Annotated in this window: 20 protein-coding genes; 16 read left to right on the top strand and 4 right to left on the bottom strand. The window is 45.0% G+C overall.

Annotated features, from left to right (window positions below; genetic code table 11):
* Nucleotides 1-6: 6 nt before the first annotated feature.
* The 7 genes from L5M37_RS00245 (at nt 7) to L5M37_RS00215 (ending at nt 12,317) form a co-directional block, all read left to right on the top strand.
* A complete protein-coding gene (locus L5M37_RS00245; RefSeq protein WP_263198903.1) occupies nt 7-1,377 on the top strand; it encodes a hypothetical protein in 1,371 nt (456 codons plus the stop codon).
* A gap of 141 nt (nt 1,378-1,518) precedes the next feature.
* Nucleotides 1,519-3,222 (top strand): hypothetical protein, encoded by a 1,704-nt coding sequence (locus L5M37_RS00240; RefSeq protein WP_263198901.1) that lies wholly within the window; start codon nt 1,519-1,521, stop codon nt 3,220-3,222.
* A gap of 7 nt (nt 3,223-3,229) precedes the next feature.
* A complete protein-coding gene (locus L5M37_RS00235) occupies nt 3,230-3,676 on the top strand; it encodes a GNAT family N-acetyltransferase (RefSeq protein ID WP_263198899.1) in 447 nt (148 codons plus the stop codon).
* Nucleotides 3,677-3,707: 31 nt separating this feature from the next.
* Nucleotides 3,708-4,652 carry a hypothetical protein gene (locus tag L5M37_RS00230; protein WP_263198898.1) on the top strand — a complete coding sequence of 315 codons (945 nt, stop codon included), beginning with the start codon at nt 3,708-3,710 and terminating at the stop codon, nt 4,650-4,652.
* A 3-nt stretch (nt 4,653-4,655) separates the two neighbouring features.
* Complete coding sequence (locus L5M37_RS00225) at nt 4,656-5,198, top strand: hypothetical protein (protein ID WP_263198897.1); 543 nt, start codon at nt 4,656-4,658, stop codon at nt 5,196-5,198.
* Nucleotides 5,198-6,052: a hypothetical protein gene (locus L5M37_RS00220; RefSeq protein ID WP_263198896.1), complete on the top strand. Its 855-nt coding sequence runs from the start codon at nt 5,198-5,200 to the stop codon at nt 6,050-6,052. Before L5M37_RS00225 ends, L5M37_RS00220 begins: the two co-directional genes overlap by 1 nt.
* 64 nt (nt 6,053-6,116) lie before the next feature.
* A complete protein-coding gene (locus L5M37_RS00215; protein WP_263198894.1) occupies nt 6,117-12,317 on the top strand; it encodes an LPD38 domain-containing protein in 6,201 nt (2,066 codons plus the stop codon).
* On the opposite strand, the gene L5M37_RS00210 is transcribed toward L5M37_RS00215, so the two are convergent.
* Genes L5M37_RS00210 through L5M37_RS00200 form a run of 3 tightly spaced genes read right to left on the bottom strand, consistent with a single transcriptional unit; the run spans nt 12,318 to nt 14,160 of the window.
* On the bottom strand, nt 12,318-13,316 hold the full coding sequence (locus tag L5M37_RS00210; protein ID WP_263198892.1) for a hypothetical protein: 999 nt from the start codon (nt 13,314-13,316) through the stop codon (nt 12,318-12,320).
* Between the two features lie 12 nt (nt 13,317-13,328).
* Complete coding sequence (locus L5M37_RS00205) at nt 13,329-13,679, bottom strand: hypothetical protein (RefSeq protein ID WP_263198891.1); 351 nt, start codon at nt 13,677-13,679, stop codon at nt 13,329-13,331.
* A 43-nt stretch (nt 13,680-13,722) separates the two neighbouring features.
* Nucleotides 13,723-14,160 carry an Arc family DNA-binding protein gene (locus L5M37_RS00200; RefSeq protein WP_263198890.1) on the bottom strand — a complete coding sequence of 146 codons (438 nt, stop codon included), beginning with the start codon at nt 14,158-14,160 and terminating at the stop codon, nt 13,723-13,725.
* Nucleotides 14,161-14,243: 83 nt separating this feature from the next.
* On the opposite strand from L5M37_RS00200, the gene L5M37_RS00195 reads away from it, so the two are divergent.
* Genes L5M37_RS00195 through L5M37_RS00175 form a run of 5 tightly spaced genes read left to right on the top strand, consistent with a single transcriptional unit; the run spans nt 14,244 to nt 16,026 of the window.
* Nucleotides 14,244-14,414, top strand: coding sequence for a type II toxin-antitoxin system HicB family antitoxin (locus tag L5M37_RS00195; protein ID WP_263198889.1), 171 nt, complete (start codon nt 14,244-14,246; stop codon nt 14,412-14,414).
* Entirely contained in the window at nt 14,411-14,575 is a 165-nt protein-coding gene (locus L5M37_RS00190; RefSeq protein ID WP_263198888.1) for a hypothetical protein, read from the top strand. The genes L5M37_RS00195 and L5M37_RS00190 overlap by 4 nt, the downstream gene beginning before the upstream one ends.
* Nucleotides 14,572-14,802: an Arc family DNA-binding protein gene (locus L5M37_RS00185; RefSeq protein ID WP_263198886.1), complete on the top strand. Its 231-nt coding sequence runs from the start codon at nt 14,572-14,574 to the stop codon at nt 14,800-14,802. The genes L5M37_RS00190 and L5M37_RS00185 overlap by 4 nt, the downstream gene beginning before the upstream one ends.
* Nucleotides 14,783-15,589, top strand: coding sequence for a phage regulatory protein/antirepressor Ant (locus L5M37_RS00180; protein ID WP_263198884.1), 807 nt, complete (start codon nt 14,783-14,785; stop codon nt 15,587-15,589). Before L5M37_RS00185 ends, L5M37_RS00180 begins: the two co-directional genes overlap by 20 nt.
* Nucleotides 15,590-15,597: 8 nt before the next feature.
* On the top strand, nt 15,598-16,026 hold the full coding sequence (locus L5M37_RS00175; protein WP_263198882.1) for a hypothetical protein: 429 nt from the start codon (nt 15,598-15,600) through the stop codon (nt 16,024-16,026).
* Between the two features lie 49 nt (nt 16,027-16,075).
* Here L5M37_RS00175 and L5M37_RS00170 read toward each other — a convergent pair whose 3' ends face one another.
* Nucleotides 16,076-16,291: a hypothetical protein gene (locus tag L5M37_RS00170; RefSeq protein WP_263198879.1), complete on the bottom strand. Its 216-nt coding sequence runs from the start codon at nt 16,289-16,291 to the stop codon at nt 16,076-16,078.
* Between the two features lie 591 nt (nt 16,292-16,882).
* Between L5M37_RS00170 and L5M37_RS00165 the strand changes: the two genes are divergently transcribed.
* From L5M37_RS00165 to L5M37_RS00150, 4 genes are all read left to right on the top strand, one after another.
* Nucleotides 16,883-18,118 (top strand): tyrosine-type recombinase/integrase, encoded by a 1,236-nt coding sequence (locus L5M37_RS00165; RefSeq protein WP_263166387.1) that lies wholly within the window; start codon nt 16,883-16,885, stop codon nt 18,116-18,118.
* A gap of 172 nt (nt 18,119-18,290) precedes the next feature.
* A complete protein-coding gene (locus tag L5M37_RS00160) occupies nt 18,291-19,367 on the top strand; it encodes a cytoplasmic protein (RefSeq protein ID WP_263166386.1) in 1,077 nt (358 codons plus the stop codon).
* Nucleotides 19,368-19,485: 118 nt separating this feature from the next.
* A complete protein-coding gene (locus L5M37_RS00155; protein ID WP_126492074.1) occupies nt 19,486-19,698 on the top strand; it encodes a helix-turn-helix transcriptional regulator in 213 nt (70 codons plus the stop codon).
* A 37-nt stretch (nt 19,699-19,735) separates the two neighbouring features.
* Nucleotides 19,736-21,199, top strand: a complete 1,464-nt coding sequence (locus L5M37_RS00150) for a YfjI family protein (protein WP_126492073.1) — start codon at nt 19,736-19,738, stop codon at nt 21,197-21,199.
* The last annotated feature ends 186 nt before the right edge of the window (nt 21,200-21,385 follow it).

The raw sequence follows: 21,385 nt of genomic DNA, 5'->3' as shown, positions 1-21,385 counted from the left end.
TGACATATGATCCCTGAAACTGGCTGGTTAGTAATAGATGGTATTCAATCTGCCACTCCTTACGCTACCTATGGGCTATATAAACCGTCAGTGTCGCTTGATACCCCATTTGAATTAGAATTAGGACCAATTGAACTAAATAATAGTGGCGGATCAATAAAGGAGTTTTGGTGGTTATTCAATTTTAACGGAACTTCTGTTACTGCCAGTCGTTATAACCACTTTGCTAACGAATTTGATGATCAGCAAATTATTTTCTACGTTGATAATGTAAAAAGGCTGTCGGCTACATTTGATCAACTAGGTCGGCCAATGGTGTTTTATGAAACAGTATTAGGTGAGCTTAGGTTATATTGGTTTGATCCTGTTAACGTGGAAAACACGACTACTGTATTTGGTGATGGAAGTTACCCGTTTTCGACATTTGATATTCGCTGGGACACAAGCAATGCGCGTAGCGATAATATGCTGTTTTATATCCGTGATGGCGGTATTTATTATCGTTTACAGCGCGATAGATATAGCATTGAGCATGCTACGCCTGTGATAAATGGCGCTATATTGCTAGAAGCAGATATGACGGTAGATTACCGCCTACAGCTGCTTTATCGCTATATTGATACTGGCTATAACCCGCCACCTCCAGTGCCGCCAGTTGTTGATCCTGCAAGTGGTGCTTTTGCTTATTTAATGACTGGCTACCAAAGTGCAATTGAAATTGTTGAACCAGATATTATCAGCGCAACGACGCCTTTTAGTATTGCGTTTCAGCTAGATAACGTGGAAGCGTTGAACGCTAAATCGACACTATTCAGCTATGGCAATCTAAAGCAAATGCCTAAGGTTGCACTGACATTTAGCGGCGCAGAACGTGACAACATAGAGCTGAGTTTCTTTGGTTACTATTTCACACGCAAAATCTTCTTTGGTTTACAGTCAGGACATTGGCTTATTGAGTTTTACACGCTGTCAGGTATTGGGCCAATAGATTCTATGCGCGTAAGTTGTAAGCCAAAAGGTAGTGATACTTATCAGGTTTACAGCATGGAAGGAGTGATAAAACCTACTAACACAGCGAAAGGCCAAGTGCTGCGCATCGGTAGCCGGCCAAGTTATGGTGAGCGAGTTTATCAAATGCCAGGTGATGTTGGTTCTGGCTTTGTACCAGATAGCGAGTATGCCTTTGGGCTGCGCGCAGCGATAAGTAACATCGAGGTACACAGTGCCATCGTCGCTACGCCAGTGATTAAAATCCCTATGACTAAAGCCCAAGGTGAAGCGCAAACTCTACTTGATGCTGCTGATGCACCTATTGCATTGTCTGCTGCGCACATTAAAGATTACCGCGCCGCAAACTGGGTATTCATTGAGGGCTAGTCAAGAAAAGCTAAACCGATTGCAATAGCGCATAAAACGCTTATTATTTCCCCATAGTGCCAGTAAGCACACCTTTCTCGCTCAAATCCGTTCAGCTCACTTATCTGATAACAAATCTCATTAATTCGAGGTTCATTTGCCATGCAACAAATAAAGCCAGTGCAGACTATTCAGCCTGTAGGCCAACTGCCTGCGCCTGAAAAACCAACTAACAAAAGCATTTATCCTGTTAATCAAACACCACCAGTAAATAAGCAAGCGGATACTGGAACGCAGTACCAAGGACAGCAAGCCACAATGACGGGTAATGTTGATCAAGAAGGTTTTGGTTTACTCGGTAAAGCGCAGCGTTATAGCAAGAACGGTACTGAGCCCATTTATAATATTGGTCCTAAAAATGCGAATGCTGTATCTGATGCACCAAATCCTGTGCCGCCAATGCCTGGCGCTCCGCAAACGGGTGGTAAGGAAGGTTCTGCATGGGGAACACCAAAACCAACGGCCAACCAAACAACGAGTCCTGCTACGCCAGCGTCACCCGCCAATGATGCAAACGCTCAATATCAAGTTGCCTCGCCACCTGCGGTGCAGAATAACTATGTTCCATCACAGTATCAGTCTGTAACGGGTGATGCTGTGGCTAATGCGCCTAAGGCTAATATTAAGGACAACACGTTTACCGCAAAAGAATATCAAAACGTGGGCACAAATGGCGTAACCAGCGATAAGCAGTACCAGTATGATCCGCGCAATGAGTCATTAGTACAGAACCAAATTACCGGCTTACTTGACCCGAATAGCGAGATTATGCGCAAGGCCCAAGCGCAGGCACAGGGCTACAATGCGGCTCGTGGATTGCAGTCTAGTTCAATCGGTAACGAAGTCGCCTTATCGTCGATGATTGACAAGGCACTGCCTATCGCCCAGCAAGACGCGCAAACCTATAATCAAGCACAAAGCCAACAGTGGCAAACACAGGCACAGCTTGACCAAACCAATCTTAAAAACCAGCAAGACGCATCAATGGCTGATAAGCAGGGTGCTATCAATAACCAACTGCAAAATAATCAAATGGATTGGCAGACTGGTGAGAAAAACACTGATCGCCAATTCCAAGCAGAGCTTGAGGACCTTAAATACAAGCAATCACTTGGCACGCTCGACGCTCAAGGGAAACAGCGCTTACAAGAGTTGAATGCGCAGCAGTCTTGGCAGACTGGTGAGAACAATGTTAACCGCGAGTTCCAGACTCAGCTTGAAGATTTAAAGTACAAGCAGCAGCTTGGCACGCTCGATAAACAACAGTCATTGCAACTTGCACAGATGGAACGTAGCGCGCAAATCCAAACAGACCGCGATGCGATTCTGCAAAATTATCAAGTGCAACTTAATGATCTGCAAAACGACCAGCGCTGGAAAGAGCTTACCGCTCAAATTGGCTCGCAAATGGAAATGCAAGTGCGTGGCTTTAGTCAACAAGCAAAAATGGAGTATGGCAATGCACAGGGGCAAGCCGTTAATGCGGCTATGCAAGCCATTGGCATGGCAATGTCAAACCCAAACATGACAGCTGAACAGCAAAAGGCCGCTATCACCAACATTATGGGCTCACTACAAAGCCAAGCAAATATGCTGGCGGTGATTTATGGCGCCAGTGACGGCCAATTACCACCAACTGCAACACCACCGCCTTTAGTTACACCGCCACCTAGTTCAGGTAGCACAGGTTCGACAGGTGGATCAGGTGGCGGCACCGGAACCGTTAACCCTCAAGCTAAAACGGGTACTTACCCAGGCGCTGGCTATATCGGTGGTGATGTAGGCATACGTCAACAGCAAAAGTAGGTAAGCCATGATTAGAACAGCTACTCACGCAGACCTAAAGCGGATACTTGAAATAGGTAGGCAAACTCTCGCAAAAGCGCCTAGTTACCCCGTTGAAATGGACGATACCAAAGCTAGCTATATGGTGCGTCGCTGCATTGCAGATCGAGGCATGGAGGCATTTGTTGCGGTAGTCAATGGTGAGGTAGTGGGTTTTTTGCTGGCAATGCAAGAGGAACACTGGTTTAGCAAAGACTGCTACGCAACTGACTTAACCTTTTGCGTACTTCCAGAACATGCAGATCAAGCCGTGTGGTTGCTACGGCGCTTCATTCGCTGGGCTAAAACTTTCCCAAAAGTAAAAAGCATTATGCTCGGCGTCAGCTCTGGGCTCGATGCAGATGGTCGTATTGGTGAACTTTACCAAAAGCATGGGTTATCCAGTGCCGGCGGTTTGTATAGCCGGATGATGTAAATAGTGGTGTCAGATTATTGGAGTACACATTATGAGTGCAGTTGGCAAAGCCTTTAAAAAGGTTTGGAAAGGTGTAAAAAGTATTGCCAAAAAGGTATGGAAAGTTATTAAACCCATTGTGAAAGTGGTCGCAATAGCTGCAATCATTTACTTTGGAGGTGCGGCCCTGATTGGGGCCATGAGCGCAGGCGGGACGGCTGCAGGGGGGATAGCTTCCGCTTGGTCAGGGGTCACTGGGGCTGGAACCGCGTTAGCCTCTGGCAATGTTGCCGCCGCAGGTTCGTCACTGGCCTCGGGCTGGACTGGTGCTGCTGGTGCGGCTGCAACGTCTGCCGCGACAACTGCTGCAACCTCACAAGTTGGAGCTGGCGTATGGGGCGGTCAAGCTGCTGCTAGCACGACAGGTAAAACTTTGCTATCAACCATGGTGCCAGCAGGTTCAACAGCTTCGACAACTGGAATGACGATGGCGCAGTTAGGCACCGCCGCTACTGGTGCAGCTAATGGGACCGTTCCAACAGCCTTAATCAATGCTACTGGTGTAGGCGCTGGAACTGCTGGAGTCACAGGAAGTGCGGTTGGTGGTGCAGGTGCGGTTGGCGGTATTGGTGGCGCATCTGAACTAGCATCTGTCGCTGACTTAGCAGCAACAACGCCAGCAGTAGCGCCGACAACGGGTGGGCTGCTTGGAGGAATGAGTGCTGGCGAAGGCATGATGTGGTCAGCAGGTATTAATGCTGGAACACAGTTAATCGGCGGTGCAATGCAGGGCCGTGCAGCGGAAAAAGAAGCTGAGGAAGCTCGTAAGCGTATGACTTACTGGGGAGTTGATGGTGATGGGAATAAAACCGATTTAAATATCGGCGGGCTTATGGGTAAGGTTAACTTGTCTCCTATGGCTAGTATTCCAAAAGCAGGGGAATACCAACCGTGGCAACCCACTACGCTAGACGACTTAACTAAAACGGTGGGCTAACTGATGGCTAAAGTAAACGGTATCAACCAAATGGGTGCAGCTGCAGCCAATGCAAACGATGAAGAAAACTTAACACCAGAGGAAGAAAAACAATTAACAGATGCCATGAAGGTGGTGAAGGTCATTATCCACGGCGAAGGGCAAACTGGCGATCAAATTGCTGCCATGATTAAGGACTCCGAAGATATTGCCAAAGGCATTGGTAGCGCTGTGGCCGCTGTGCTTATTGCGGTATCCAAGCAAATGGAGTTTAGCGACGATATTAAGCTGGTTTTGGCTACTGAAATATTGATTGAATTATCTGATATAGCTGTCGATGCGGGTGCCTTAGCAGAAGATGAAATTACTGAGCAATTTGTTGATACTGCCGTAAGCCAAGCCTATAGCGCTTATATATCTACTAAAGAGGCGATGGGTGAGCTTGATGTTAATGAGCTAAAACAATCAGTTGACGATGCTAATAAGGAAGGTCAAGCGCTTGGAGTTGTACCTAAACAAGCAGAGCCTAAAGGTTTGATGCAGCGCGCAGCAGTAGGGGGTGTGTAATGTCATTACTTGCAGGATTAGGAAAAGGTTTACAGGGTGCAGGCCAAGCCATTGGGCAGGGTTTATATGCCTATGCTATGGCGATGCGTGACGATGAAATTGAGCGCATGCGTCAAGCGAGTATAGAAAAACGCTGGGCCAAAGAGGACGCTCGTTATGAGCAAGCTCAGGTTAAAGATGAAAGTCGTTATAAGGATCAACAAACAAGAGATGATTCTCGCCGTAAGGAAGATGTTGATTACCGTAATCAGGAATCTAATCGCGCTAATGCGCGTGAAGGTCGCAATGATGAGAAGCAAAATGCGTTATTAATCGGCCAAGCATTAGATCGTTTAAAGGAAGATTATAAGGAGTCATTGGCTGAAGTTGATGCTAATTATTTAGACCCCGTCACAAAGCAGGCTAATGACCCTACTGGGTATGCAGCAGCCATTGAGGACGCAAGGTCACAGTTTGATAGCACTAGAACCAGCATTGTCCAACGTAGCGGTTTAAGCGCTGACCAAATAGACAAGTACGGCTTTAATATGTACCTACCTCAGCCTACCGCTGATAACGGTGCTGATAAAACCAAGACAGAAATAGTGACGGCGCCTCCGACTGATGATTACGATAAAAAGAAATGGTTTGAAGATGTTCGTAAGGCTCAACCAGCCCAATCAACAGCAATGCCTAAGCCTGGTGAAACTAAGCGTGAAATGGCGGTTGATTATTTACTTAATGATCGTGGTGATACCACTCGTAAGCCCGGGCTTCTTTCTCCTGAAACCATAGCTCAACAGCAGGAACGCTTAAAGCAATTAAGAGAAAGTGGCGTGCAGTCAGCTTATGGCGCGGCAATGATGCCGCGTTAAGCCGCTACCCGTATTCAATTAACCCAGCCATCGCGCTGGGTTTTCTTTTTTTGGAGCTTCACAAATGTCACTACTCGGGTTTGATCCAAACAAATACAAAACCGCATCGACTGCACAACCAAAGCCAAACGAACAAGGCCGCTTCGGTGATGTGGTGGACTCATTCCAAGCGGGGGCAGCGTCAGGGCTCGGTGGCATCTTCGACTTTTTAGGTGCAGAGGGTGTTGCTAAATCTCTCTATGGCATTGCAGATGATCAATACGGACAAATGTCTAGCCGTGGTCAAGAAGCTATGTCTAAGCAGATGTTCACTGAAAACGCGCAAGGCGAAACCGAGCTAGGCGACGGTATGACAGACCTCGACACTTGGCTATTACAAATGGCGAACGTGGCGGGGCAGTTTGTACCTACGGCAGTGCCAGGCGCAGGCGCTGCGGGTATGGCAACCAAAGCACTAAGCCTAGGCTCAAAGGGCGCTAAAGTAGCGCAAGCGGTAGGTATGGGCGCGACAGGTGGCAGTGCTGCTACAGGCCAAGCGATGGAGCAAGCGCGGCAAGAAGTATTGAAAATGCCAGATAAAGTGCTGGCAGAATCTGATTTATTCAAACGCACATTTTTAGAGATTGACGCTCAATCACCTGAGCTTGACGATTTGGGCAAGTGGAACCAAGCGAAAAACCAATTAGCTGAACGTGTAGCCAGTGAAGTGCGTAGCGACCCTAAGGCATTAATGGCGAACTTTGCTGCCTCTGCGATTGGTGATCCGATTATTGGGCGCGCATTAACGGGCGTTCGCTTGGCTAAGTCTGGTGCATTTCGCAGTGCATTAGCGGGTGGTATTACCGAAGGTGCCACTGAAGCGGCACAAGCAGGGGTTAGCCAATATGCCGTTGACAGTGCTTTATCGCAAATCGACCAACGTGATCCAATGGCTGGCGTTAAATTGGCCGCACTTAATGAGGGGATTATTGGCGCTGGTTTTGGTGCCGGTGCTGGCGGTATCGGTGGCATTGCTAATCGCAATATGGCTAACCGTGAACCTGTTAAAAACCCTGCTGCCGATCCTATTCGTGAAACCAACCCAACCGTAGCGGGTGCTATGGATGCAGACGCACAGCAAGCCGCTGATCGCCGTGCTGATGTTGATAACATGGCGCAAGCTAGCCAAGCGCAACAGTCACAGCAACCTAACTATGATCAACCTACCGCCGCCCGTCGTGCTGGCATGGGCGATACGATGCAGGCTGGCAGTTATGGTGATGAGGCGATAGCGCGCGACAATGCGATGAAGGGCCGCAGTTTTCCTACTGTGCCATCACAAAGCTTTCAGCGCAGCCAACTTAGTCAAGCCATGGATAGTGTGCAAGGTCTTACAGATCAGCGCCGCGAAGGTGAATGGCTACCGCCAGAAAGCCAAGGCCGCAGTCCTGTAACGGGTTTGCTACGTGGTCCATCGATCGACAGTGAAACGCTTAATGCCCAGCGAACACGCGAAGCTATGGCCGCACAGCCAGCTAACCTAATTAGCCAATCAGATACTATTTTCGCCAGTGATGGCCGCGCACGCCAAGATGCGCAGCAGTTTGCCGACACGACAGCGCGCCAAACCTCAGCACAGCCTAAGCAGATCACCGACAAGGGTATTATCTTTGCGCCTGATAACTTCTCACCTCAATCGCAGGGCGTTAATGTTAAAACCAATAACACGCCATTTGCGTCAGCTAAAGAGGCGTTGGCCAGCAAGAATGCGCGCATTGCTAAGCGTGAAGGTGCTGAACTTGAAGCAGTAAAACTGGATAACGGCTTTGGTTGGCGAGTGATCCCTAAAGTTGAACCAGAGACAATAGAGGGCAGCAACAATGCGCCAATGGATACAACAAGCACAACAGGCGCAGGCAATATCGATGCTGGAAGCGCAGGAGCTGGACCAGTTTCTGAGTTACAACGACCAAGCGCCGAGCCGCTTTCAAATAGCACCGAGCCACTTAGCGCAAGTGTGCCAGAAAATCTATCTTTACCAGTCGAACAACAGGCCGCGCCTGCTGCATTAGACGTTGTGAAGAAAAACGCTGAGCCAGCCCAAGACTTAGCCGGTGATAAAATTGATAAGCAGTGGACCGCCTTTGCGCCTGAAACTGGCACGCTGAATATTCCCCGCGCTGAAATGCCACAGATTAAAGCAGAACATCGTGGCGCTATGGTCAACTTTATGAAAGCGCGTGGCATTGAACATTCAACCGAAGAAGTACCCGCAGATTCGCTCAAGCCAACACAGGCCGAGTTTTCCCCAGCCAAGGTCAAAAAAGCCTTAGGTTTTGAAGGTGGCGACCGTTCTATTTTGGTATCAAGCGATAATCACGTACTCGACGGCCATCACCAGTGGTTAACTAAGCGCGAGAAGGGCGAACCGATTAAAGTGATCCGCTTAAATGCGCCTATCAAGGAGCTGATCAAGCTTGCCCATGAGTTTCCAAGTTCTGAAACTCAGGCAGGCGCAACGCAAGCTGTTGATAATCAAGCCTCAAAAAAAGGTGAAAAAGCGGAAGTGGCTAAAACCGCTATAAATGACAGCAATGAAACACCTGCAATTCTGCGCACATCTAAAACCAAGTGGCTCCAAGGTGAGATTAAAAAGCAGGGAATTAAAAAAGATTCGCCTGGCTACGATGATGCCGTTAGCAAACTTAACGACTCATACGAAACCGAGATTGATAAGGCCTTAGCTGGCTCATCATTCGAGACTTATCAGCAGTTCAATAGTGATACGCCTGAGAACATTAACCGCATGGCCCATGCTGAACTGCGTAAAGAGTTTGGTTTAGATGCGCCTGAAGCCAAAACAGAAAAAACTGTTACTGAACAACCTAAGGCGACCGAGGCAACTAAAAAGCCAAAAGCCAAAGTTGAATCACAAAAAACAGATGATGACACTGATCAGCTGTCATTCTTCGATAAGCCTAAACGCGGCAAAAACAAAGGCGCACGGCTATTCACCCAAGGTGAGGCGCAGCGCGCGGTAAATGATGTGATCGCTAAACTTAGCGGCGGCGCAGGTGTGCGCGTTAACTTATTTACTAGCCAAGATGAATTTTTAAAGCGCTTCAATTTATCCGCCATGGAAATGGAAGGCCAAACCATCTACGGCGCGTACGATGATAAGCGCCACTCAGCGTATTTAATTTTAGATAATTTCAGTTCTATTGATGATTTGCGCTCAACCTTAGTGCATGAGGTGTTAGCCCATGGTGGCTTGCACACGGTTATCGGCGCGCAAAAGTATCAGCAGTTTATTGCCAAACTAAACTCAAGCCGCAGCCGCAAAGAATTTAAGGAGCTTTGGGCTCGTATAGATAAAGATTACGCTGGCGCATCCGATGCCGTGAAAGCAGAAGAAGTTTTTGCTAATTTCGTGCAAAACCAACCGGAGCGCGGCACGGCTAAGGCGTGGTGGTTTGAGTTGACTAAATGGCTGCGCCGCCAGCTTGAGGGATTGGGGATCATCAAGTCCAACATTACCCGCAATGAAATGCAAGATATGATGCAGGCCATTGTGCGCGGATTTGATAAGCGCAAGCAGCGCATGGATAGAGCTAACGCTGTGATGGAACGAGGCGGGAAGCAGCCAGACTCTATAAGTTATAGCAAAGAGCAGGATAGCGAGACTGATGGTCTGCGCTTTGATATGTCAACCGAACCAGACACCCGCACAGCCAAGCAAAAGCTGGGGCTTGAGGAAGAAGCCGAGCAAACGCTTAAAGAGAAGATCACCGAGAACTACCGCAATACCGCTGACACGCTTAAGCAATCCAGCTTTTGGAGCCGCTTAAATGAGGGCGTTTTTGACGGGCTACACGGTATCAAAAAAGCCGAGGAAGCGGCAGGCATTACCGATCCAAATAAGATGGGTTATGTATCGGCGCGTTTAGCCTCTGGCTTATCGGATGTGCTGCATGGCGTATTTCACTACGGCGCTCCCATGTGGAAAGACGGCATCATTCAGCGCAAGAAGGACACTAAGGGCTTGCTTGAAGTGTTCGGCATGTTGCCAGATGGCGAGCTCAATAACTGGCTGGCATGGATGGGTGCCAACCGCGCCAAGCAGCTTAAAGCGCAGGGCCGCGAGAACAACCTATCTCAAGCCGATATTGACGAACTGCTAGCCCTTGCCGATGGCAAAGAGCAACTATTTGAAGAAGTGCGCGCCGAGTACAACAAGATTAACAGCGCTGTGCTCGATGTGGCTCAAGGCGCGGGATTAATCAGTGAGGCCCAGCGCAGTGGCTTTGATGAAGAATATTATGTGCCGTTCTTTCGTGATATTGAGGCCGACGCTGGCTTTGAAGAGTTTGCGGCTGTGTATGCCCCCAATAGCAAAAAAGGCATTGCAGGCCAAAAACCTAAAATCCAAGAGCTAAAGGGTGGTAAGCAATCGACCAAAGACTTGCTTGAAAACATCATTCTGCGTCAATCAACCATGATTGATGCAGCGCTAAAAAACAAAGCTATGCTCGAGGTGGTTGAGAATCTAGACGGTACAGGGATGATGGATAAAATCACTGCCAACGAGTATTCGTTGTTATCCGAAAACGAGCAAAAGCGCACGGTAAGAATGATGGTTAACGGTAAGCAACAACGGGTGGTGGTGTCTGATCCAGCGCTATTAAGGGCATTAATGGCGATTAATGACGTCAGCAGCCGTTCGTTATTCAATCGCATGGGCCGCAGTGCTAAACGCTTTTTAACCGCAGGCATCACCTTATCACCTGACTTTATCTTTAAAAACTTTATCCGCGATGCGGCGCATGCGTGGATGATCAACAAGGATGACTTTAAGTTAGGTACGGATTCTATTAAGGGATTGAAAAAGGCATTTAAGGAAGATGAAGCCTACCGCGATTTGATATTCAGCGGCGCAGCATTCCAAGGCGGGTATATTCACGGCGCAGATCCAGATGCAGCCGCACAGCAAATTCGCCGCGCATTATCTAAGAAGGGACTCACAGCTAAACAGATTGACAGCTATATGGGCAGCTTAGTCACCAACGGTAAGCAGCTGCTTGAGGTGTACCGCAATGCCAGCGATAAAGTAGAGAACGCCAACCGGCTATCAACTTACGAGGCGAGTTTAGCCGCGGGTAAATCTCGCCGCCAATCAGCCTTTGAAGCCAAAGACCTAATGGACTACTCGCTTAAGGGTAACTTTGCACTGATCAGCACCATGATCGACTTTTTGCCATTCTTCAATGCGCGCTTGCAAGGTATGTACAAATTAGCCCGGGCATCGGCTGCTGGTGAAAACGACAAAGTGCTTAAAGTGCTATCGGCAAATCTTGCTATGAAAGGCATTAAGGTGGCCGCGTTCTCGCTGGCATTGGCCGCAATGAATGATGACGATGACCGTTATAAAGAGTTACCGGACTGGGACAAGGACGCTAACTGGCATTTCTGGTTAGGTGATGATCACTTCCGTATTCCTAAGCCGTTTGAACTCGGCGTGGTATTCGGGACTTTACCGGAGCGTTTGCTAGGCTTTGGTACTGGCTCGCAAACGGGGAGCGACTTAGGCCGTGCCACTGCCAGCGCCTTATTTAATACCATGGCGCTAAACCCAATACCACAATTTGCACTGCCTGCCATCGAAGTGATAGTGAACAAATCATTCTTCAAAGGCACTGCAATTGAGGGTATGGGTGACGAGCAACGTATGCCAGGTGATCGCTATAACGCTTACACCAGTGACACTGCGCGCGAAATCGGCCAGTTCTTTAACGTCAGCCCTAAAAAGATTGAGCACTTAGTCAATGGCTATGCTGGCACACTCGGCGCTTATGTATTGGGGATATCTGACATTATGGCGCGCCAGATGCTTGGCCGCGAGAGCGCCGAAACCCCAATCAGCCGCTATCCAATCATCAAAGCGTTTTACGGTGGTGATGCACCAAAGGGCAACACCTATTATCAGAACGAGTTTTACAAGGCGCTCGATGCTGCTAATCAAGCATATGGCAGTTATAAGCGCGCAGCCGAAGAACAAGACTCAAGCAGGATGATGGACGTCTTAGAAGATAACCGCGATAAGCTCGGGGTACGCATTGCACTTGGCCGAGTTCAGCGCCAAATATCTGCACTGGGTAAGCAAACTGAAATAGTCAATAACTCCAAGGCTAGCGCCAGCGAAAAACGCGAAAAGCTGGATGCCATTACCCGCCAGAAGAACGCGATTTATCAAAGTGCCTATATTGGTTTTAATTTAAGGGAGTGGTAATCACTTCATACAGACTTTTAGTTTAAGATTGCAGCTAAAGCCAATAGGGCACTCATGGTCAAAAGCGCACTGCCCTTGAAACTGCGTATTTGGTAGAGCACTTTTGGGGTCACTAATGCTTGGTTGTGGTGTGCCAAACTGATTGACCTTCTGCATACACTGCCCAGTGCTTTGCATTGGGCCTTTAATGCATGATAGGCCAAGGCCGCACTCATAATCTGAGGCGCATCCGCTGGAAGTAATGAGTGTTGTAGCTGGTGCCATGTTAACTGGAGTTGGTTGAACTGGCTTGATAGGTTGAACCGGTGGCGCTGGTGGTATTAGTTGAATCGGTTGTGTTGACGTTGTGCTGATTGGCACTGGTTGTATGGGCTGTACGATAGGTGTTGGTGTATAGCTTGGGGGTGGCTGGACTGTTTGCTGGTAAGCTGGCGTGAGATAGTTTTGTTGGTAATACTCAGTTGCGGTTGGTGTTTGCTGTGTTGGCGGGATGATGACGGGGGCCGTTAGTATACCAGTGAGCATGCCAACACTACTGATCACTGATGACCATATAATGGCTTCACCATCACTCATACCTTGTTGCTGTTGTTGCTGTTGTCGCTGTTTTACAACAGCATTATCTCTTTCTTGTAAATATGCGACGACAGCTGGCTCATGCTTTAAATCACTAGCGAATTGATTTTCATCTCCAACATAGGGAATTTCTATAGTGTAAACCTTTTTAAAATCACAAAGATAATTTGTTGATGTTGACATGTTAGTTGCGCCGCTTTGCCACTTTGCAGACACGCCTTTAATGCCATAACAGCCATTTTTATAATGTTGGCCTGTTGGTGCATAAGTAACAACTAGCGGTGATATACCTAAAAATTTACCCGTCTCTACCTCATAAATTTCAGCACCAATAGGTGATGTTACATAGTTAACTTCTGGGGTATAGGCGGCGCACCCCGTCAGCAAAGCCACCAATAAACTAAGCGAAATATTCCTTTTCATGCTGCATCCTGTTTATTTGTACCTGCATTGTTTAACGTAAATTGTGTCACTTGCTGAATTGGTATATCTAGATGGCAACTTGCTGTGCAGGCGGCATAGATCACCTTTTGTACTTATCCCTGCTACAACAAAATCTATCGAAACCCACTGTTCACCATTTTTATATTGAATCTTTATACGGCTACCTTCTTGAATTATATTTGGTATTTTTACATCGTAACTTTTCCCTGTTGAAAAAAGCAGGTAGTCGCTAATTATATCAATTCTTCCATACCCTGGCGTAGTTACAGAAGACGCCCATTCATCCGCAATTAAAATGTGTGAGAATGTGGAAAGAACCAAAACTAATAAGTATCTACTCATTTTACATTCCTTGTGAAAAGTATAACTGTAATGTTTAAACTAATTAAAACTTACCTAAAATTTCAGTTGAATTAGATACCACTTCATAACCAGCTTTTTGGAGTGTAACGACCACTTCATTGACAATATCAATACCCATAAAACCATGATCTTTACAGTAATGATTCACTGCATCTTCAATATCAACCCTGAAGATGTTGCTACCTTGAAGTATTGCCAGCTTTAACGCTGGCGCAATAAGCATTTCAATTATGCGCATAACGGCAGCATTGAAATCATTCACCTTTACTTGGTTGGTAAGGAACCGAGCAAACTCTGCACTTGGAACAAGATCCATTCCAACATCACCCATATAGCTTGCTTGCAGTCTTAAAGTGATTTCAGAGTTAACCGATCTGCCAGATGCAGCAGCAGATTGATGTAGCTTATCTTTCAAATAGATAGGCACCCTAATATTGATTTTTGGATCTTCTCTGGACATAAATACCTCAAAAGTTATTGACAGGGTAGCATTGTGCCACCATAATTCAATGGTGGCACGGTGCCATCTTTGGGGATTTAACTATGACAAAACGAATAGAAACTCAGCAAAAGTTTATGCTGCGATTACCACCCGAAATGCATCAAATGGCGAAAGAGATAGCCAGCGAACAACATCGCTCGCTTAATGCTGAAATTGTTTACCGCTTAAGACAGGCTTACGCCTTAGAGCACAAAAAGCAGGAGTCAGTATGAAAGTGCGTGAATACCCAATGATGCGTATCCGCGTCAGTCCAGAGCTTAAAGATAAGATTTTACAGGCTGCAAGTGCAGAGAGCAGAACCCAAAATAGTGAAATTTGTCACCAGCTAGAAAAGGCGTATGGACTAAAAACCACCAAACAGGAGGATAAATGAAAGGCATGAAGCAAATAGCGCCATTCTCTTTTCGCTGTGATCCAGCCTTAAAACTGCTCATTCAGCAAATGGCAAAGCAAAATAGGCGCTCAGTAAACTCAGAAATCAATGCGTTGCTTGAAAGCGCATTAAATGAAAAAGCCTCAACTGTTGGAGCAGTCGAGGCTCATGAATCAACACTTAACACGCAAAGTAAAGGTGATTGCAATGGAAACTATAGCAAATAACAACAGCTTTATACAACGTCGAAATAATCAACTTGCCGCTATGGCCGAGAATGCTGCAATTGTATCACTCGATAGCCACGGTCAAGCCGTTACCACATCCTTAGCGATTGCCGAAGGTGTGGGCAATCCGCATTCAACTGTGATCAAGTTAGTTCGTCAGTATGCGAGTGATTTAGAGGAGTTTGGAGGGGTCAGATTTCAAATCCAACCCTTTGAGACTGCTGGCGGCATTCAAAATCGAGAAGTTGCCATCCTCAACGAACAACAATCGACTTTGCTAATGACTTACATGCGCAACAATGACGTAGTGCGCGAGTTTAAAAAGCGACTGGTAAAAGCGTTTTATGAATTAGCAAATAAAGCCAGGGGCACTCAGTCAAATATTTATGACCAGTTGAGTGATCCTGCAAGCATGCGTCAATACCTATTAACCTACGTTGAAAAGGTTATCGAGCTTGAAGATCAAATAAAGGTCATCCAACCTAAGGCGGCAGCGCTTGATCGCCTTGCCACCGCAGACGGCAGTTTGTGCATTACCGATGCGGCCAAACAGTTGCAGCAACGGCCTAAAGATTTATTTGCACTGTTGCAGCGTAACAAGTGGATTTACCGTCGCCAAGGTACAAGCTGGTTAGGGTATCAAGATAAGTTACAGCAAGGTTTGTTGGAGCATAAAATCACTGAGGTTGAGCGCAGTGATGGCACCAGCAAAATAACCTCGCAAGTAAGAGTTACGCCTAAAGGCTTAACCCACTTGTCTGCAACCTTATCTCAGCCATTACAGTAGGTAACGCAATGAATACACTTAAATTTAAGCGTAACCCAGCGTTACCACTACACGCATTGCCATTTATTGGTAAGTCGAACAAAAAACCGAACGGATTGTTATCGTTTTGGAGTGTGCCCACAACGGGCGGTTATTGCGGTGGGTTATTAACGGGGCAGTCGTTAGCGAAGATTTACATTAAGCACTTATCTGAACATGCTGCGTCAAGACAGTACGGCACGTTACAGACAATTGCGATGGATATGTTTGGCAACAATCCACTGAATGCAAACGTAGATCAAGCGGCATTTAGGGGGCAGGTGATAGGCTTCTTTACTGAAATAGAACGCTGGTTAGTGCCATCAGCAGTATTGTTAAAGGACGAGGTTAATAGCTTGGATAATGACGAGTTGTTAACGATGGCGAATGAGGGAATATTGATGCAAGAGTCAGCTTAAATCACACTGTGTTAGTATGAATAAGAAGCCGGATTATTCCGGCTTTTTTCTAAAATAGATCTTCAAGGATCATAAGCACCATACCAATTAAGCCAAGCAAAAAAAAGAAACCTTCTTGATCTTGCCGCCACCCTCGAGCTTTCTTCCCGCCGACCTCAAGCATATACAACCCCAAACACATGATCGGCAAACCAAGCAGCCAGCTAATATTCTCGCCAGCGGCATAACCTAAAATCATCAGTACAAGCATAGCTATTAAATGCATAAGCATTCCTTATTAATTTATGAAGGAGCACGACTGGCAATCGTGTTCCTTAGATGGGAACCGGATTGGTTAGCGTGCTAATTTATGATTAAACCGTGGGGCATAATTGGGGCAAAGGCAAGGACTTTCTTGTCCGTTTCAGTCCTGAGCATAAATCGTCAACCCCTTATAAAACGCGGACATAAACGGACTGAAAAACAATATGATAGGGTTCGACTCCCTCTCTCACCGCCAAATTCAAGTTTGAAGACGTCCTAGGGCGTCTTTTTTCTTATCTGTATTTTATAAAAATCAATAGCTTACCATCCTATATTGTTTAATACCATCCTACAGCATCCGAAATCTTTAGTAATGCCAAAAGTAATGCCAAGGAAATTTGGCAAATTTATGCATTACTTTTCACTTCAAAAAATACCCATTTTTTATGTCGTTTTTTTACTTGATTTTCTCGATTTTATAGCCCAGATTTAACTTGGCAATATCCTGATTTATCTGAATTTATTCAGTGATAAGTAATGCTTGATTTTAGAGTGCGAAATAATGCCAAAATCAAGCATTACTTTGGGGCTTAATTTGAGGGAGGAGAACGGTATGGGAAGAAGTACAAATAAGCTGACTGCAAAAGCGGTGCTCAATGCTAAAGCGGAAGCAAAGCCCTATAGATTGTCAGATGGTGGCAATCTCTATCTCTATGTGCGCACAGCAGGGAAAACATGGGAATTTCGATACATACGCCCCTCCACCAGCAAACCCACCTATTTTGGTTTAGGCTCATACCCTGACGTATCCTTAGCTGAGGCGAGAGATAAAGCACTAGAAGCGCGAAAACATTTGGCCGAAGGCATCGACCCCCAATTACTTAAAGTTGAAAACAAATTAAAAGCGGCAACAGAGAACGCTCAAACTCTCAAGCATATTGCACAAATGTGGATGGACTCAAAACAGGGAAGTATTAAGGCTAAAACCATTGAAGGTAATTGGCGCAAGCTTGAGCTGTATGCCTTCCCTAAGCTGGGGAGTATTGCGATTAGCAGACTCACGGCTCCTATAGCCATTGCCGCGCTCAAGCCCCTTGAACAGAAGGGGCATCTTGAAACGGTTAAACGTACCGCTCAGTTACTGAATGAAATCATGAACTATTCGGTTAACTCTGGTTACATTCATGCCAATCCGTTGTCAGGTATTCGAGAAGTTTTTAGAAAAAGCAAAGTGGAGCATCTGAAGGCATTAAAACCAGCAGAGCTAGCTGAGTTGTTGCAGACCATTGCAAACGCCAATTTATTGTTAACGACCCGGTGTTTGATTGAATGGCAATTGCACACAATGACCAGGCCAAATGAAGCGGCCGGAGCCCGTTGGGAAGAAATCGATTTTGATGCCAAGCTTTGGACTATTCCTGAATCACGCATGAAAATGAATCGTGAGCATATTATCCCGCTTACAGAGCATGCTCTCGCGATACTCGAAACTGTTAAGCCGATTAGTGAACAGAGCCAATTTGTCTTTCCATCATCTAAAGATCCTAAAAAGCACACAGATCCTGAAACCATCAACAAAGCATTAGGGCGAATGGGATTAAAGGGAAGAACAACGGGGCATGGTTTACGCTCACTGGCGAGTACTACCTTAAACGAGCAAGGCTTTGATGGTGATGTTATTGAGGCAGCGTTAGCCCATGTTGATAAAAACCAAATCCGCAGTGCCTATAATCGCACGACCTACCTAGAGCGACGGACCAAGTTAATGGAGTGGTGGAGCAACCATATTGCCACTGCAGCAGTTGGCTCTTTGTCAGTAACTGGCTTAAGAGATCTGAAAGTGGTTTAGAGAGGATTTAGGTTAGGCCAACACTCCGGTCATCCTCGTGGCTTTACTGTGATTTTATCCTTATTTTATCTAAGCAAAAGATTTGTCTCAAATTTTAGAATGAAATGGGATTTTGGTGCTATTTCTGCTATTAGTAGTAAAAATAGCAGGTTAATGTGGAGTGGTAGCTTCAATGGGTCGAATTATAGAGTTATCGAAAATAAAGTTAAACACAGATTTTACCAGTGTTTTGGTTTATCTATTTGAACAAAATAAACCTGTTTTAATTGAAGTTCCCGCTAACATAAATGTCTGGGTTACCTACAAAGGTGATAAAAGTTTATTCAGAAGAAATTTGCGCACAACCCGTGGCTTAAATGCTCATACTAGGTTTAAGGGTAAACCTAATGTCGTTAAACCAGTATTTGATGCTCACTTAATTAAACATGCTTCATATGTTCAGTTGAAAAAAGAAGATTTAAATGTGCTTTTAAAACAAAGGCGATGCAGCGTAAGAAATCCTCTCACTATCTTGTTTTTTGATTCAAATGGTGATATTGAAATTCTTGATGGAAAGGGATGTCAAACAGAATATTTACGCCAAAAACAAGGTTCGATGACTGAGTTTGATATGTTTTTTGCTAGAAATTCTATTGAAGTAGAATTTGTTTTTTCAGCTAAATCAGTAAATGAATGGAAGGAAAATAATTGCATTGAAAATGAGTTTAAAGATTTAAAGGCATCTGTTGATTCAGTATATGTGTATGAAATGGATGTTGTTAAATTTATTGTCGAAGATGTAGATAAAAAAACATCTATAAGCGATATACCAATAGATAGTCCTTACTATATTGATGACATGTTACGTAAACAATCAGACCTTGACGAATTATCTATCTTAGGTTTCCGTTATTATTGGGGGAAAACAGCTAAGCTACCTAAAGCTAAAGGATTGGTAGAGTTGATTATGAATCAACTCGGTTATGCTCAAAAAAAGGCAGAAGCGGCGGCTTTTTTTCTCAACCCTAATCCTGATGGTCGATGCGGTAAAACTAAATCGATTGCAGATGGTTGCCAGTTTCCATACTTAACTCACTGCCTCGAGCATTTTTGGCATCATAAGCAGGCTTACGATAAAAATATAACATCTGAAATACAAAAGTTTTTAGAGGGATCAGAGGGAGAAGGCTTTTCGAGTGATAATGCTAAATATGCTGAATTAATTTTAAGACCGAGAGAATTTCTTAGGGCACCAAAAAAACGCATATAATACAATTAATAATGCATTTTAGGTGAGCTAGGGGGACCGTTTTTACCCCGTTTATTCATGCTTGATAACCATCTAATCTCAGGGTTGTAGACGTTTATTCACAACTCTGAGGACGATTATGAACACAACTCTCACAAGCAATTCCATTATTAGACTGAAGACCTTGGTTCAGCTTACAGGGCTTTCGCGTTCAACTATCTACGATAAACTCAATCCCAAATCCCCCAGGTTTGATCCACTTTTTCCTCGAAAAGTTTGCCTTGGCGCTCGTGCCGTTGGCTGGTACATGCAAGAAGTCGAACAGTGGCTACAAGGTAGAAGATTTTACTGACCTTAAGAGTGATTAACTTATTAAATAAAGGTGGATTATGAATAGTTATTATTACCAGAAATTATTTCCAATCTCCTACGGTTATGTTCCAAATCTAACCGTCGCTCCTAAGATGGAGAAAGCGTTTGAAGAAGTAAGAGCATTGCTGCAAGCACCCGATGGTATGATCTTGGCTTGTCAGTTAACGTCGATGGCAACAGCCATGCAAGGGGTGTTCAATGTTGAAATACCTACTCGGAAAATCGCTCCCGTATCACTCATGGTAATGACCATAGCACAATCGGGTGAACGTAAATCGACCGTTGATAACTTGTTCATGGGAGAGATTAAAAGTATTGAAAAAGAACAAGAGGCTGTTTATCAGAAAATTTTAAAAGAGTACAACATTCAGATGGATATACATAAGGCAAAAAAAGCAAAATTAAAAAAGACTATTACGCTGGATAATGCTGAAAATGAAGAGACGACCCAGCAATTGGTAGCATTATCTGAACAAGAACCTACAAAACCTCGAGCCCCTAGAGTGATATATGAGGATACCACCAGTGAAGCGTTACTTGATGGTTTAAAAAATGATCTGCCTAATGTTTTTTTCGGCTCCAGTGAAGGAGATCTAATATTTAAAAGTAGGGTTATGAGCAACGCTGCTAATTTTAACCCGATGTGGAGTGGTGATGATATGACGGTAAATCGAAAAACCTCACCATCATTTAAATTAAACGATATTCGACTATCGATGCATATCATGGTGCAACCAGATACGTTACAGAACTTTTTGAATAAGTCTAACGTTAATGTCCGTGATAATGGATTTCTATCTCGGATGTTGATCTGCGAGCCACTTTCTACCTGTGGTTTTCGCCAAGCTAATGGTCATCGGCATTCCCGTGAGGGTATCGAAGAGTTTAATTGCAGGATTAGACAACTACTCGAGCAGTCTTTGGGATTAGTTGATTATTGGCATCGGAAAAAGGTGGTTTTTTCTTCGGCAGCTGAAAAAATCTGGTGGAATATTTATAATGACATCGAAACTAAAATGGCTCCCGGGGGCATGTATGCATGTGCAAGAGACCATGCATCCAAGTTATCAGAGAACATTGCCAGAGTTGCCGCCTTGATCCATTGTTTTGAACATCCAGACGATTTTGAAATATCTTCACAATCTTTGTGGTTAGCCGTTGAGTTGTTAAGTTATTTCTCAAGAGATTTTATGCGAGTCTTTTGCCCTCCGCCTAAATATGTACTGGATTCACAGGAGCTGATCGCATGGTTTCAGCCATTTACCGCTTCGGGAATAAGATATATAAGAAAGAATTATATTTTACAATATGGTCCAAACTGTATTCGTAAAAAAGCCGACTTACAATCTGCATTAGATTATTTAAAGCAAAGCAACCCAATGGCTGAAGTTTTTATAGGTAAGACTAGAGTAATGGACTTATTTTGCAATCAAGAACCTGACAATGCTCAACTAGCTGAAAATCTGGCGCGCTATTTATGAGTGTTACTTTTTAATCGACATAAGTGCTTAACGTTTATGGTTTGTTTCTCAAGATTTATTTTTTCTCATAGTATGCATATTAATTCAGAGTGGTGATAAATATTTTTGCAGTGAACTTTATTATCTAAATTTAAAATATCGCTTGAGTTTGGTTGGTTTTCGGTAGTTTTAATTTAGGGTTTTAAT

This window comes from Shewanella sp. SM69, assembly GCF_025653985.1.
Lineage (GTDB): Bacteria > Pseudomonadota > Gammaproteobacteria > Enterobacterales > Shewanellaceae > Shewanella > Shewanella oncorhynchi.
Note: the sequence above shows the minus strand (reverse complement) of the source record. Positions and strands in the feature narration are given on the sequence as shown.

Excerpts from the sequence above, each read along its gene's own strand:
- L5M37_RS00170 (WP_263198879.1), bottom strand. The coding sequence starts at position 16,291 with ATGCATTTAATAGCTATGCTTGTACTGATGATTTTAGGTTATGCCGCT.
- L5M37_RS00225 (WP_263198897.1), top strand. The coding sequence starts at position 4,656 with ATGGCTAAAGTAAACGGTATCAACCAAATGGGTGCAGCTGCAGCCAAT.
- L5M37_RS00155 (WP_126492074.1), top strand. The coding sequence starts at position 19,486 with ATGAACACAACTCTCACAAGCAATTCCATTATTAGACTGAAGACCTTG.
- L5M37_RS00245 (WP_263198903.1), top strand. The coding sequence starts at position 7 with ATGATCCCTGAAACTGGCTGGTTAGTAATAGATGGTATTCAATCTGCC.
- L5M37_RS00220 (WP_263198896.1), top strand. The coding sequence starts at position 5,198 with ATGTCATTACTTGCAGGATTAGGAAAAGGTTTACAGGGTGCAGGCCAA.
- L5M37_RS00240 (WP_263198901.1), top strand. The coding sequence starts at position 1,519 with ATGCAACAAATAAAGCCAGTGCAGACTATTCAGCCTGTAGGCCAACTG.
- L5M37_RS00210 (WP_263198892.1), bottom strand. The coding sequence starts at position 13,316 with ATGAAAAGGAATATTTCGCTTAGTTTATTGGTGGCTTTGCTGACGGGG.
- L5M37_RS00235 (WP_263198899.1), top strand. The coding sequence starts at position 3,230 with ATGATTAGAACAGCTACTCACGCAGACCTAAAGCGGATACTTGAAATA.
- L5M37_RS00200 (WP_263198890.1), bottom strand. The coding sequence starts at position 14,160 with ATGTCCAGAGAAGATCCAAAAATCAATATTAGGGTGCCTATCTATTTG.
- L5M37_RS00180 (WP_263198884.1), top strand. The coding sequence starts at position 14,783 with ATGGAAACTATAGCAAATAACAACAGCTTTATACAACGTCGAAATAAT.
- L5M37_RS00230 (WP_263198898.1), top strand. The coding sequence starts at position 3,708 with ATGAGTGCAGTTGGCAAAGCCTTTAAAAAGGTTTGGAAAGGTGTAAAA.
- L5M37_RS00185 (WP_263198886.1), top strand. The coding sequence starts at position 14,572 with ATGAAAGGCATGAAGCAAATAGCGCCATTCTCTTTTCGCTGTGATCCA.
- L5M37_RS00215 (WP_263198894.1), top strand. The coding sequence starts at position 6,117 with ATGTCACTACTCGGGTTTGATCCAAACAAATACAAAACCGCATCGACT.
- L5M37_RS00165 (WP_263166387.1), top strand. The coding sequence starts at position 16,883 with ATGGGAAGAAGTACAAATAAGCTGACTGCAAAAGCGGTGCTCAATGCT.
- L5M37_RS00160 (WP_263166386.1), top strand. The coding sequence starts at position 18,291 with ATGGGTCGAATTATAGAGTTATCGAAAATAAAGTTAAACACAGATTTT.
- L5M37_RS00190 (WP_263198888.1), top strand. The coding sequence starts at position 14,411 with ATGAAAGTGCGTGAATACCCAATGATGCGTATCCGCGTCAGTCCAGAG.
- L5M37_RS00150 (WP_126492073.1), top strand. The coding sequence starts at position 19,736 with ATGAATAGTTATTATTACCAGAAATTATTTCCAATCTCCTACGGTTAT.
- L5M37_RS00175 (WP_263198882.1), top strand. The coding sequence starts at position 15,598 with ATGAATACACTTAAATTTAAGCGTAACCCAGCGTTACCACTACACGCA.
- L5M37_RS00205 (WP_263198891.1), bottom strand. The coding sequence starts at position 13,679 with ATGAGTAGATACTTATTAGTTTTGGTTCTTTCCACATTCTCACACATT.
- L5M37_RS00195 (WP_263198889.1), top strand. The coding sequence starts at position 14,244 with ATGACAAAACGAATAGAAACTCAGCAAAAGTTTATGCTGCGATTACCA.